Consider the following 12355-nt stretch of genomic DNA (forward strand, 5'->3'; position numbering starts at 1 on the left):
CCCTTCAATCCGGATTTCTCCTGTCAAATTCCTGCTGCTCGTAATACTGCTTCTTCTCCTCGTACATGTGGTGGTCCGCAATGCGTAGGGCTTCCTCGATTTTACTGCTGTCAGGGCACCAGAAGCAGCCAATGGAGAGCAGATGCGGCATTGTCCGGCAGTATCCGGCTGCCAGCTTTTCTTTTTTCTCTGTAAACACTTCTTCCCGGATCCCGGGAAGGATGACAACGAATTCATCGCCGCCCGCGCGGTAGACATGCCTTCTTCCAAAATTTTCCCCAAGAAGATCCGCGGCGCTCTGCAATGCCTGATCGCCGGCTTCATGCCCCTGCTCATCGTTGATGATTTTAAGACCATTGACATCTGCATACACAAGACCGGTCGGAATGTTCTGCTCTGCCAGCGCATTCATCCTGGCAATCATCGCGTTGCGGTTGAAGACATTTGTCAGGGTATCCATGTGGCTGAGCCGGTTCAGATCCTCCATCAGCCGGTGATTGACGATCTTGGCACCGATAAAATACGAGATCGAATTCAGAACGAGCTGCGTATTGATCAGATCACTCTTCTCATAGTTGTCCGCGCCGAGATATCCAATGAGCTTTCCTCTGTTGTAAAACGGCGCAGCCGCAAGGCATCGGATTCCCTGACGCCTGAGGTTTTCATAGTCAATGGGATCATCCGCCCTGAGTTCCTCGATGTCCGCGATGACAACACTATCGCTTTTCTCCAGATATTTCTCCCATCCGCTCAGATATCCGTCATAGTCCAGATTCTGAAGCGTATCCATCTCCGGCTCCACGCCCGGAGCACACCATTCAAAGGTATTGCTCGCGGTAATTCCATCCGTCTCCAGAACATACAGCCGGTCCGGGTGAATGTACCGGCTCAGATCCTCCAGCGCGTGATTCATGCCTGCCTCAAAGTCTTCTTCATTGTTCAGAAGCTTGGAAATGCGCAGGATGATGCTGTCGGTTTTCGTCACCCTCCTGGTCTTTCGCACGCTCTCATCGACATCAGTGAAGATAAAGGCGACGGCATTCTCTGTCGTGGCGGGGCCCACGGTAAAGTCCAGCCAGCGACCTATCTCCTTAGAGTACACACAGGCATGAACCGGCAGTTTCTTCTCCCTTGCCTCCTGACAATACGGCATCCACGAGACTCCCTCGGGATAGATGTCCAGAAAGTTCCGGCCGATCAGGTTCTCCCTTCGAAAGCCTGCCATACGGCAGTAAGCTTCATTGACATACAGATATCTCGTATTTACCACAGTGGCGGCGGTGTCATAGATCAGAGTGAATACCGCAAAGGGTACCGGTATGTCCTGATCAAGATCCAAAAGCGGGATATCCCTCATTATCGTTTCTCTCATCTGCTGCTATCAGACACATGCTTCTCGATGTGCCTATACTCCTCCTGTATAGAACAACAGAAAGCTGACATTTGCAATACGCATGGATGTACCGATGTATGTATCGATGGATATACCGATGGATGTACCGATGGATGTATCGAAGAATGTACCGATGGATGTATCGATGGATGCATGCGTACCATGGCGTCAATTTCTGTTGGTAATACTTATATTGTAACACAATACATAAATCTTCATACACTTTTTTTCTTCTTCAGGATCCACTCCCGGACGCGAGATGTATCGTTTTCTTTTATGAGATGTCCCCATAGGAAAGAATATTTTGTCTCCTGCGGTTCTTATGCTATACTGATACATATTTCCCTATTGTTTACAGGGGAATGTCCGGAAACCTGATTCACGAACGAATAATAAAGAGAGGAAAAAACGATGGCAGACTTTCATATGGAAACCAAATGCGTTCAGTCCGGCTACCGCCCGAAAAACGGTGAACCCAGAGAGGTTCCTATCATTCAGAGCACAACCTTCAAATACGATACCAGCGCAGACATGGGAAAGCTGTTTGACCTGGAGGCATCCGGCTATTTCTACAGCAGACTGCAGAACCCCACAAATGACTACGTAGCCGCAAAAATTGCGGATATGGAGGGCGGAACCGCTGCGATGCTGACCTCTTCGGGACAGGCAGCCAACTTTTTTGCCGTATTCAACATTGCCACTGCGGGCGATCATGTGGTGGCGTCTTCCTCCATTTACGGAGGAACCTATAACCTGTTTCATGTCACCATGCGTAAAATGGGAATCGATTTTACCTTTGTCAGCCCGGACTGCACGGAAGACGAATTAAACGCGGCATTCCGGCCGAACACCAGGGCTGTCTTCGGTGAAACGATTGCGAATCCCGCGCTGACCGTATTTGACTTCGAAAAATTTTCAAAAGCGGCACATGCACATGGCGTACCCCTGATTATAGATAATACCTTTGCCACACCGGTAAACTGCCGCCCGTTCCAATGGGGAGCAGACATTGTCACCCACTCTACCACAAAATACATGGACGGACATGGTTCCTGTGTGGGCGGCGCCATTGTAGACTCCGGGAGCTTTGACTGGATGGCTCATGCGGAAAAATTTCCAGGACTGACCACACCGGACGACAGCTATCATGGAATTGTATATGCGGAAAAATTTGGAAAAGAGGGGGCCTTTATTACCAAGGCAACCGCACAGCTGATGCGGGATTTCGGCGCCATACCAAGTCCCTACAGCTCCTATATTCTGAACCTCGGCCTGGAAAGCCTGCACTGCCGCATGAAACAGCACTGCGCCAACGGACTGGCTGTCGCAAGATTTCTGTCTGAAAGTGATATGGTGGAGCAGGTAAGCTACCCGTCCCTGCCCGGAGACCCGTACTACAGCCGCGCCCAAAAATACATGAACGGCGGGGACACCTGCGGCGTCGTTTCTTTCCGCATAAAAGGCAGCCGCACCGATGCAGAAGCCTTTATGAAGCATTTGAAAATATTTGCGATTGAGACTCACGTTGCGGATGCACGTTCCTGCTGTCTCCATCCCGCAAGCTCCACACACCGGCAGCTGACCGACCAGGAGCTTCTGGATGCCGGAATCAGCTCCAATCTGATCCGTATGAGCTGCGGACTGGAAAACACAGAGGATCTGGTGCAGGATATTGCACAGGCTCTGGACGCTGTAAAGGCCTCCCGGTGATCCCGGCTGCAGTCTTCGAGATATAAAGCACGAATCGAGTAGGAGGCGGTGACTAACCGCCGTCCTCTCACAACACCGTACGTACCGTTCGGTATACGGCGCTTTCAATAGTTGACATACACAGACTGATAGGCCGTGGCTAAATCATAAAAGCCACTGTTTATCAGTCTTTCTTTTGTCATAGCCATATTGACTGCGACTGTATGCGTGGTAAACCAATGGCCGCGCCGACTGTTACCAGCCATGTACGCTAAGTCCTCGGGTACACCCATCTTAATCAGATTTCGCACCTTTGTCTTGGGTTTCTTCCATTGTTTCCATATACACATACGTATTCTGTGATAGAGCCATTTGTTGATTTCATCTATGTTGTTCTTCATGCTTGCTATACCATAGTAGTTAAGCCATCCTCTCGCATATACCTTGATTTTCGCAAGGCTCGGCTTGATGGACCGTACAGACTTACGGGAAGATAAATCTTTCAGTTTTGACTTGAACTTCTTCCATGACTTTGGATGAACCCTGACATAAATGCCACTACCGTTCCTTCCCAATGCAAAGCCAAGAAATTTAAAATTTCGGATTGCAAACACGCTGACAGTACGGCTTTTCTCTCGATTAACCGTTAGCTTCAGTTTCTTCTCGAGATATTTCGTACTGCTTTCCAAGAGTCTTTCTGATGCTCTTTTGCTTTTCGCAAGAAGAACGATGTCATCTGCATATCTTATGCAGGGCACACCTCTTTTCAGAAACTCTTGGTCAAACTCATTGAGGTAGATATTCGCAAGAAGCGGAGATAGATTTCCACCCTATGCAAAGCAGAATACTATGCAAAGAAAGAGCCCGCTTTCCTTATAATAAAAGATTTTGTTTTGATTTACTTTGCATAGTATTCTGTTTGTTGATACTACAGCTCAGACAACCATTCCATTAGATCACTGTTTTCATTCCAGTCCGGTAGGTTAGAATCTACCAAATCTGGATAAGCGTTTTCTAATGCTTTACGTTTAAGTTCTGCATCGGCACGTGCATAAATTTCAGTGGTCTTGATATCACTATGCCCCAAAAAGTCACGGATATAAATCAGATTTACACCTGCCTGCAGCAGATGGACAGCCTTAGAATGACGGAGCATATGGCACCTTACTTTCTCCGGCACTTTGTCAGATGATTCATGTGCCATAACAGCATATTTATTAATGATATAGGACACTCCTTCTTTCGTCAGTTTATTATGCTGTTTATTCGTAAAAAGCGGATAGCTGGTTTTATGCGCCAGGTTAAGCTTGTTCTCGGAGATATATTTTTCTACCAGTACGGCTGTATTCTTCATAATGGGAACTCTACGTGTTTTATTGCCTTTTCCGGTAAGTATCAATACTGGATTGCTCCCTGAGATAAAATCTTTCACTGTAAGGTCTATGATCTCCTGGACTCTGGCACCACTGTCATACATCAGGCTCATTAATGTAAGATCTCTCCGTCCCTGGGCGGTAGATTTATCCGGCTGCTCCAGCAGAACTTTGATACCTTCTGGAGACAGATGTTCTACCATTGACTGCCGTCTCTTTTTTACCGGGATGGCAAGCACTTTCTGATAATGATAGAGGGATTCCGGTGATTCTGACTGTGCGTAACGAAAAAAGGAATGGATGGCAGTCAGCCTCAGGTTCCTTGTGGAAATGGAACATTTCCTTTCTGTTTCCAACCAGTTTAAAAACCGCTCAATCAGTTCAGAAGACAGTTTTTTCATGGTAAGTTTTTCAGTTGGAATTGCTTCTTCTTTCTCACAAAAAAGAATGAGCAGCTTAAAAGTATCCCGGTAGGATTTGATAGTGTTCCTGCTGACATTTTTCTGGATAGGAAGATAGTCAGAAAGGAAAGCAGTAAGGTGTATGGAGAAATCAGTCGGGTTCATAGGATGAGTCCTCCATTTCCGGAATGATGTCCTTATAGCACTTTTCCAGTTTCATCCGGATATCCGGAAAGATATCTGCTGTCCATCTGAGATAGTATGCCGTTTCATTGAAGGTCTGGTGTCCCAGGTAGGTACGCATCATTGGAATTAATACCAAAAGATCCCGATCCTGTTCAGCCCATTCTTTCAGGCGGTAAATGCAGTACGCATGCCGAAAATCGTGGACTCTTGGGCCATCACCAGTATGTGAGATACCTGCCTTCCAGAGAAAACGCCGGAAGTTTTTATAAATATTTCCTATGGTCATTGGTTTTCCGCCATAGCCTGGGAATAAATATCCATCAGGATCTGGAAAAGGATGGACCTATTCAGCATATGTCCGAAGTCTCAGTGTAATGGATTCCGGCATTGGGACCAAACGACTGTTATGATTCTTTGAATCACAGATGGACAACACGCCTTGATGCAGATCTACATCCCCAACTGTCAGCAGCCGTGCTTCAGAGCAGCGCAGCCCACAGGAAAGAAGCAGTCTGAAAAACTCCGGCATGATCAGGTGCCGATAAGGAACGTTTGAACAGTAGTGACATTTATCCGTCTCTGCAAAGAATCTTTTCAGTTCGTCTGGAGTATAAATGTGCGGTACATACTGTTGTCCTTTCGGATAGTAATTCTTTGGAAGTATCCATGTCTTGATCCCGATGCTGTCCAGGTACTTTGAGAACTGGCGTATAACAGAAGCACGGGAACAATGGTTCGCAGCTGTTTCATGCATTGTTTTGCAGCACCAGCCGACCACAGCTTCTTTAGAAAGTATATCTGTTTCTGGGTAATGTACTGCAAGGTAATTATCAAATCGTTTGAGGATGCCTGGTTCTGAGTTGTATTTATACCCGACAGAACGTTTGAGTGAGATGAAATCCTGCATTTCTTTCTTTAATGGTCCTGTAAAAACTGGTTCAGCCAAGACGGATCACCTCCTCGAAATCCAGCGGGCATTCCGCCAGACGTGCCATATCTACTTTGAGATATACAGCAGTGGAATTCGTATCCAAGTGACCGATAATGTCAGAGATCACCGGAAGTGGGGTATCTTTTTCAAGAAGCACACTTGCCATAGTGTGGCGCAGGCTGTGCATTCCACGACGTTTGCCGGATACTGGGATATGAGCTTTTACCATATATGCTTTTATCAGCTGGTTCAGATGGTCATCTTTTGAAAAAGGCAAAAATGGAGCCATGTGCCGAACGAAAATGTAGGGACTATCAACTTTTGGTCTTCCATATTTCAGGTAGTCGATCACAGCCCATCCAACATCCGGCACAAGAGGAAGCTCCATAGGTTGTTTTGTTTTTGACTGGACGAAACAGAGTTTCTTCTCTGCCCAGTTAAAGTTTTCAAAACAAAGGCCTTTGATATCGGCACAACGAAGGCCTAGCCGGCATGCAATAAGTATGATAGCATAATCCCTTTTCCCTTTAGGGCTTCCGCGGTCAATGGCTTCAATGAGCTGCTTTAATTCCTCATGCGTCCATGCAGAAGGAATGGCTGTCTGCTTATGGGCTTTTACCATTGGCATTTTGGCAGCAAAATCAACCACGATAATGTCTTCTTGATAAAGGAAACGGAAGAAAGCACGTAAGGAACAGATATGTTGTTCTACTGTCTTGTAGGTGAATCCTGCTAATGTGCGGATATATGCATAAATGACCTCCAGAGTAACAGCACTGAAATCCACCATCCCATGAGCAGTCAGATAGTCCATCATGTAGGAAGACTGCTTCACATAGTGGTCTAAAGTTATCTTGGAATATCCATTCTTCACACAATACTCCTGAAAACGTTGCCTCATCTCTAAAAAGAAAGGTTCGGTCAGGATTTCTTTGTGTTTCAGGTAACGCCGAAGCACAGCATGATGAAGCTGAAAATCACCTACCATGCGTATAACACGTAGTTCCTGTGTTTCTGCCTGTGGCAGTGTTCTCCCAAAATCATCCTGTGTGATGCCGAAGAATTCCTGGACGAAGTCTATGCCGAGTTGTTCTGTGTAGTAGTATTCACCGCGATCTTCTGCATAGGCCATCAGCTGGTTCCAGCGTCTGCGGTAAAAGACCATACTTCCTTCGGTGTAACCAAGCCGTAGAAGTTCCTGTTCCAGTTCAGAAATCAGGTCTGGTAAGTATTTTTTGTCCATAAAAGTACCTCCGATATGATATTTTTTGAGAATTGCTCTCATAAATATCTTCGGAGACTATGCAAAGTAAAGCAAGAAAAGATGATGTAAAATAAGGAAATTTGGAGCTTTACTTTGCATAGTAACTTTCTTTGCATAGGGCGGACCTCTGAGTCCATTACTCGGAAATATAATGCTAAACGAGCTGGATAAAGAACTGGAACGCCGCGGGCACAAGTTTGTCAGATACGCGGATGACTGCATGATCTTCTGCAAATCCCGGAAAAGCGCGGAACGCACGCTGGGAAATATCGTCCCATTCATCACAGGGAAACTATTTCTGAAAGTCAATCTCCAGAAGACGACAGTGGCACACATCAGCAGGGTGAAATATCTGGGCTATGGGTTTTACCGATTCAAAGGGAAATGCAGGCTCAGATTACACCCGAGGTCGAAAGCCAAAATGCAGAAGAAACTCAGAGAACTGACGTGCAGAGGCAATCGGTGGTGCAATCCGGAGAGGGAGCAGAAGCTGCGGGACTATGTCCGCGGCTGGATGAATTACTTCCGATATGCGGATATGAGGGCACTGATGGCAAAGACAGATGAGTGGCTTCGCAGAAGAATCCGGGCGGTGTACTGGAAACAGTGGAAGCGGGTGAGAACCCGCTACCGGATTTTCAGGGCATTGCATTTAGAGGAATGGCGTGCACATGAACTGGCAAACTGTCGTAAAGGCACATGGCGGGCGGCACAAATGCTCCGCTCTGTGCTGACAAATAAAATACTGGAAAAGCTGGGCTATCCGTCCATGCTCTCCCAGTATTTGAAAGTAGCTGAAAACTTATGAACCGCCGTGTACCGAACGGTACGCACGGTGGTGTGAGAGGACGAAAGTCTCCACTGGAGACTTTCTCCTACTCGATTAAAAGATGCTCGATGACAGCCTCATTTCTGTGGATGAATTCTACAAATTAACCACCATCAATCGAGAAACTTTCTATGGTTTTCTATGGAGAAATGCTTATAAAGAACAGAAAGAGACAACAACAAAACCGCAGACGCTATAAGAGTGCACCAAGACACCCCTCCGGCTGCATGGATATGACATCATACCTTGCGATAAGGAAAACGTGACACGTGAGGAGAAACAGAAGCCGTCATGGAAAGATCCACGGGAAGCGCGGTGACAGATAAAAAGGCCGCCCATTGCAGACGGTCATTGTTACATGTTAAAGAGATCTGCATGGCTTCCAGTGTCTACCAGTGTCAGTGTAAGGATGTCGTTCTCTATCAGATAGATGAGAAGCCAGTCCGGCTGAATGTGACATTCACGGAAGCCTTTTAGCATCCCCTTCAGTTCGTGGTCATGGTACTTCTCATCCAGTGCTTTACCCTGACGTAAAGTGTTGATGACGTCATCAAGAAGAGAAAGATCCAGCCCACGCTTCTTCATCAGCTTATAGCTTTTCTTATAAGCGGAAGTATATTTGACAGTTAAGATCATTCAGGCTTCAAGAGCTTTCTTAAGAGCTTCCATGCTGGTGTATCCCGGGACGTCAGGGTCACGGGAAATACGCTTTGCTTCATCGGCAGCGCCAATCAATTCTTTAGAGTACTGCGGAATCTCCACCTTGAAAGGAAGTCCACCTCTCAAGATGCACTGTCGTAAAAAAATATTAACGGCGCTGGACATATCCATGCCAAGTTCATTGAAGAGTTCATTGGCCTGATTTTTAACACTGGAATCAATACGAATCTGAGTTGGAACTGTAGACATATAAATCATCCCCTTTCATCTCGAATTATATTACATACAGTTTACGTTGTCAATCAATATAGCAGCAATAGTTGTCTTAGGGGCGGGATAAATCCCTGAAAGCAAATTGCTAAAAGACCGGCGCCCCTAACGCGTACTTTCCCGATGGTCTCATTTTTCAGAGGGAAACTCTGTTTAGGCAGTTTCAAAACCGCCAAGCTGGGAATATTATTTTTCGAGCAGCGCAAGGCCGTGGCTTTGCACATTACCGTTTACGGCGGCATAGATCCAATCTGCAACGCTGACGTCGTCCTCTTCAATCTCAGCCAGCACCTCTCTACCATATTTTTCTATCATTCGTGCGATGAATGCAGCACACTTCTCCATATTCCGACGACTCACTGCATCCAGCTTGGCACGCCGCTCTTCATTTCTCTGTCTGATTTCTTCCTCTGTCATTTCCGGTAAACCTCCCATGTTTTTTGGGAAGGTTTGAATAACCAATCTTGTCCGAAGTCAGCTTGTATATCTGCACCAGAACATCGATAAAGCTCTCAAAGTCAAGTTGCTGTTCTTGAGTCATATTAAGCCCTTCATCATTCCCATCAATACTTAATACACTTTACTGTTTTATAGTTAAAATCTCTTCTAACGGAAGACGCGTTGATGCAAGCCCGTTCAGATTGTCTTCCGACGCATAACCCAAAGCAATTCCCATAATGATCTCTTCATCATCCGATACAGAAAGAAGCGGACGAAGTTCCGCAGGGAACTTGACGATCTCATAAGCCGGGATCGAATCCACACCATGATCCTTTGCCGCCAGCATCAAAGACATACCAAAGGCTCCAAGATCGTAAATCGGCCATCCCGTATGGTCTTTCTCAAGGGTCAGATAAACCAACGCCGGAGCATCAAACAGCTTTTCGTTCATATTCAGAAAATGTACAATGTCCGGATCTCCAGTATAATCTGCAATGTAGCTCATAAAATCTGCCATGTTCTTCTGGCTGCGTTCTGAAAAATTGGTTCGATGGCCTGTCGGCATATCCGGCGATCCCTTAATCTTATCCGCATACTTCGCAATCCAGATCTTCTTAATTTTTCTCATGGTTCCGTATGATATTATGATGGTTATTTCTTGTCCTGCTCTATCTGGGCATCCTTGATTCTGTAGTAGTCTTCCATCTTCAGATTCAAGTGCACATTAATTAATGACACCTCCTCCATATCTGCCTGCTGCCAAATTCGTCTTTCTTGAAATCTGAATTCAGGCAGGTGATCTCTATCGGTATGATCTTCAAAAGCCACATAGGCTCTTTAAGTTTCTTCAATGCTTGCAGCGGTATCTTTCTGAACTCCGCGACATTCTTATATTCATCGGAGAACGGCTCGACTAACTCCACTGTTCCTTCGATCTGCAGTGACCTAAGTTCGCCAAAGGAAGCACTCGTCTCGAAGACCGTTGCCGCAATATGCTTATTCTCCTTCAAGGCTTTGAACTTGAGCCCGCCTTCGGTGAAGATCCAAAGTGCTCCCGCATACCAACTGTACTCAAGCGGCGTGCAGCGAATAAAATCCTTCGTGGCCGTTGCCAGGGCAAGAACCTTATGGGATGATAAGAACTCGTCTATCCAGCTATACAGAGCATCATCATCTAGCTTCTTTTCGATTTCATCTTTTCGAGTCCAGAAGGACTCAGCTTGTGCGTACTGTTCGTCAGTCATTTATTCTTCCTCTTTCCCTGATCGTTGTTCTGAGAAATATATTGATTGCCGCGGTCATGTTCAGACCCAGCTCGGAAAAAATCCTGTCGGCCTGGTCTTTTATTTACGCGAACAGTGAGCCGCAGCCGAATGCGAAGTATTCGTGTGCGGCGAGCGTCGCGATAGCGAGATAAAACTCGCGCAGCGTGTTTTATCGCGTTTCTTTCTCGGTTCTGATATTCAAATCCGCAGTCGGCATAATATTCATCTCCATTCTGTCTATATAATATGCGTTTACTCGTCGACTATCAATACATTGTCATTATATATTGTGCGATCTCCTATAATACCACCTTTACAAGTTGTGATTGAATGCTACATTCTATAAGTTCCATTTCACAAGAAGCCATGACTGAAACTCGACAACCATCTCAAACCCGGGCTCCCGATTGATATCGGGGCATAATCCCGCATACGCAAAAATGTCCCTAAACCATGATGGCTTAGAGACATTTTTACGTGCGCCTGGCGGCACACGTATAAAAAGACCTCTCACTCTATTTGCCGTTGAGTGAGAGGTCTGATAACCCTTGTATTCAATTTATTTGAAAATTATTTTTTCAAATAAAGACAAGAACAGTACTTTCCAACCTCCAAAAGAGGAGAGACACATTTTTCATTCCTTTTTAGCTGTATCACAACGCATCTGCCCAATGCGGATTTTTCAGTAATTCGCGTCCAACTCCAATCAGATCAGCAGCTCCAGATTTCAGGAGCTTTTCTGCATCATCTTTTGTCTTGACGCCTCCTGTCAGCATGACGGGGATGGTTACGGCTTTCTTGATAGCAGAAGACATATCCTGAAAATATCCCGGCTCAGTATGCCCTTTTCTTGAATAACGACACATCCCGCCAGAAACATTGATCATATCCACGCCTGCTTTTTCCAGCACCTTTGCTGCATATACACTGTCTTCGATTGTACTTCCTCCGTCCATATAATCGCAGCCGCCCAAACGGACGGAGATGGGGTAGTTATTACCAACGGCATCTCTGACAGCCTCAATTACTTCTCTGTGCAACCTTAATCTGTTGTCCAAAGTGCCACCATACTCATCATTTCTGTGATTTGTCAACGGCGAATAAAACTGATTCAGCAGGTAAGCGTGCGCGGAATGAATCTCAATACCGTCATACCCGGATTCTTTTGCCCGCACCGCCGCTTTTGCGAAGCATTCCACAATTTCGGCAATCTGCCTCTTTGTCAACTCGTCCGGAGCAGTTCCGTCGCCCATCATCGGAGTTGACGGAAGGACTATTCTGCTTGCCGAAACAGCTTTCAGACCAGTCACGGAACTAGGTGCGGCGGAACCGGCATGATTAAGTTGAACCATAGCTTTTGTCCCGCTTTGATGAATGACATCGGTCAGCTTTCGCAAGCCGTCTATATCATCATCACTTGAAATGGAGAGTTGCTTTGCTTTTGCCTTTCCCTGCTTCATAATATAGCTGTGTTCGGTGATGATCATTCCGAGATTCCCGCTCTTTGCCCTTTCCCCGTAATAATCCAACATCGTATCCGTAACTTTCCCATCCTCCGTACTTTGATAAGTGGCAATCGGGGGCATAATGATTCGGCTGTTCAGTTCCATCGTGCCAACCTGTATTGACTGTTTTATCATGATAAAGTACCAT

14 protein-coding genes and 1 pseudogene are annotated in these 12355 nt (G+C 46.0%); 2 read left to right on the forward strand and 13 right to left on the reverse strand.

All coding sequences use genetic code 11. The annotated features are described in order from the left end of the window. Window positions 1-4 precede the first annotated feature (4 nt). Window positions 5-1372: a diguanylate cyclase domain-containing protein gene (locus ACTQ3A_RS07300; RefSeq protein WP_441495279.1), complete on the reverse strand. Its 1368-nt coding sequence runs from the start codon at window positions 1370-1372 to the stop codon at window positions 5-7. Between the two features lie 432 nt (window positions 1373-1804). On the opposite strand from ACTQ3A_RS07300, the gene ACTQ3A_RS07305 reads away from it, so the two are divergent. Next, window positions 1805-3103: an O-acetylhomoserine aminocarboxypropyltransferase/cysteine synthase family protein gene (locus tag ACTQ3A_RS07305; protein ID WP_441494840.1), complete on the forward strand. Its 1299-nt coding sequence runs from the start codon at window positions 1805-1807 to the stop codon at window positions 3101-3103. Between the two features lie 104 nt (window positions 3104-3207). Here ACTQ3A_RS07305 and ACTQ3A_RS07310 read toward each other — a convergent pair. From ACTQ3A_RS07310 to ACTQ3A_RS07330, 5 genes and pseudogenes are all read right to left on the reverse strand, one after another. Continuing rightward, window positions 3208-3912: pseudogene (locus tag ACTQ3A_RS07310) on the reverse strand (reverse transcriptase domain-containing protein); the annotation flags it as partial. 98 nt (window positions 3913-4010) lie between these two features. Continuing rightward, a complete protein-coding gene (locus tag ACTQ3A_RS07315; RefSeq protein ID WP_441495025.1) occupies window positions 4011-5021 on the reverse strand; it encodes a site-specific integrase in 1011 nt (336 codons plus the stop codon). Beyond that, window positions 5008-5178 carry a hypothetical protein gene (locus tag ACTQ3A_RS07320; protein ID WP_441495024.1) on the reverse strand — a complete coding sequence of 57 codons (171 nt, stop codon included), beginning with the start codon at window positions 5176-5178 and terminating at the stop codon, window positions 5008-5010. Before ACTQ3A_RS07320 ends, ACTQ3A_RS07315 begins: the two co-directional genes overlap by 14 nt. Before the next feature lie 207 nt (window positions 5179-5385). Next, complete coding sequence (locus ACTQ3A_RS07325) at window positions 5386-5988, reverse strand: tyrosine-type recombinase/integrase (RefSeq protein WP_441495023.1); 603 nt, start codon at window positions 5986-5988, stop codon at window positions 5386-5388. Continuing rightward, complete coding sequence (locus ACTQ3A_RS07330) at window positions 5981-7216, reverse strand: site-specific integrase (protein WP_441495022.1); 1236 nt, start codon at window positions 7214-7216, stop codon at window positions 5981-5983. Before ACTQ3A_RS07330 ends, ACTQ3A_RS07325 begins: the two co-directional genes overlap by 8 nt. 148 nt (window positions 7217-7364) lie before the next feature. Between ACTQ3A_RS07330 and ACTQ3A_RS07335 the strand changes: the two genes are divergently transcribed. Further along, entirely contained in the window at window positions 7365-8045 is a 681-nt protein-coding gene (locus tag ACTQ3A_RS07335) for a group II intron maturase-specific domain-containing protein (protein ID WP_441495026.1), read from the forward strand. A 375-nt stretch (window positions 8046-8420) separates the two neighbouring features. Here ACTQ3A_RS07335 and ACTQ3A_RS07340 read toward each other — a convergent pair whose 3' ends face one another. The 7 genes from ACTQ3A_RS07340 to ACTQ3A_RS07370 all read right to left on the reverse strand — a co-directional run bounded on the left by ACTQ3A_RS07340 (window position 8421) and on the right by ACTQ3A_RS07370 (window position 12342). Continuing rightward, complete coding sequence (locus tag ACTQ3A_RS07340) at window positions 8421-8702, reverse strand: type II toxin-antitoxin system YafQ family toxin (protein WP_441101016.1); 282 nt, start codon at window positions 8700-8702, stop codon at window positions 8421-8423. Further along, complete coding sequence (locus ACTQ3A_RS07345; RefSeq protein WP_441101015.1) at window positions 8703-8975, reverse strand: type II toxin-antitoxin system RelB/DinJ family antitoxin; 273 nt, start codon at window positions 8973-8975, stop codon at window positions 8703-8705. It abuts the gene before it with no gap. Window positions 8976-9182: 207 nt separating this feature from the next. After that, entirely contained in the window at window positions 9183-9413 is a 231-nt protein-coding gene (locus ACTQ3A_RS07350) for a hypothetical protein (RefSeq protein WP_441101014.1), read from the reverse strand. Continuing rightward, window positions 9382-9537 (reverse strand): hypothetical protein, encoded by a 156-nt coding sequence (locus ACTQ3A_RS07355; protein ID WP_441101013.1) that lies wholly within the window; start codon window positions 9535-9537, stop codon window positions 9382-9384. The genes ACTQ3A_RS07350 and ACTQ3A_RS07355 overlap by 32 nt, the downstream gene beginning before the upstream one ends. A 39-nt stretch (window positions 9538-9576) precedes the next feature. After that, complete coding sequence (locus ACTQ3A_RS07360; protein WP_441101012.1) at window positions 9577-10065, reverse strand: nitroreductase family protein; 489 nt, start codon at window positions 10063-10065, stop codon at window positions 9577-9579. A gap of 100 nt (window positions 10066-10165) precedes the next feature. Next, entirely contained in the window at window positions 10166-10681 is a 516-nt protein-coding gene (locus ACTQ3A_RS07365) for a pyridoxamine 5'-phosphate oxidase family protein (protein WP_441101011.1), read from the reverse strand. Between the two features lie 674 nt (window positions 10682-11355). Then, on the reverse strand, window positions 11356-12342 hold the full coding sequence (locus ACTQ3A_RS07370) for an NADH:flavin oxidoreductase (protein ID WP_441101010.1): 987 nt from the start codon (window positions 12340-12342) through the stop codon (window positions 11356-11358). Window positions 12343-12355 lie beyond the last annotated feature (13 nt).

It is taken from the genome of Bilifractor sp. LCP21S3_F8, from assembly GCF_052117805.1.
Classification (GTDB): Bacteria; Bacillota; Clostridia; order Lachnospirales; family Lachnospiraceae; genus Bilifractor.

Coding starts and splice junctions, on each gene's coding strand:
- ACTQ3A_RS07300 (WP_441495279.1), bottom strand. CDS start 1,372: ATGAGAGAAACGATAATGAGGGATATCCCGCTTTTGGATCTTGATCAG.
- ACTQ3A_RS07305 (WP_441494840.1), top strand. CDS start 1,805: ATGGCAGACTTTCATATGGAAACCAAATGCGTTCAGTCCGGCTACCGC.
- ACTQ3A_RS07315 (WP_441495025.1), bottom strand. CDS start 5,021: ATGAACCCGACTGATTTCTCCATACACCTTACTGCTTTCCTTTCTGAC.
- ACTQ3A_RS07330 (WP_441495022.1), bottom strand. CDS start 7,216: ATGGACAAAAAATACTTACCAGACCTGATTTCTGAACTGGAACAGGAA.
- ACTQ3A_RS07340 (WP_441101016.1), bottom strand. CDS start 8,702: ATGATCTTAACTGTCAAATATACTTCCGCTTATAAGAAAAGCTATAAG.
- ACTQ3A_RS07345 (WP_441101015.1), bottom strand. CDS start 8,975: ATGTCTACAGTTCCAACTCAGATTCGTATTGATTCCAGTGTTAAAAAT.
- ACTQ3A_RS07350 (WP_441101014.1), bottom strand. CDS start 9,413: ATGACAGAGGAAGAAATCAGACAGAGAAATGAAGAGCGGCGTGCCAAG.
- ACTQ3A_RS07355 (WP_441101013.1), bottom strand. CDS start 9,537: ATGACTCAAGAACAGCAACTTGACTTTGAGAGCTTTATCGATGTTCTG.
- ACTQ3A_RS07360 (WP_441101012.1), bottom strand. CDS start 10,065: ATGAGAAAAATTAAGAAGATCTGGATTGCGAAGTATGCGGATAAGATT.
- ACTQ3A_RS07365 (WP_441101011.1), bottom strand. CDS start 10,681: ATGACTGACGAACAGTACGCACAAGCTGAGTCCTTCTGGACTCGAAAA.
- ACTQ3A_RS07370 (WP_441101010.1), bottom strand. CDS start 12,342: ATGATAAAACAGTCAATACAGGTTGGCACGATGGAACTGAACAGCCGA.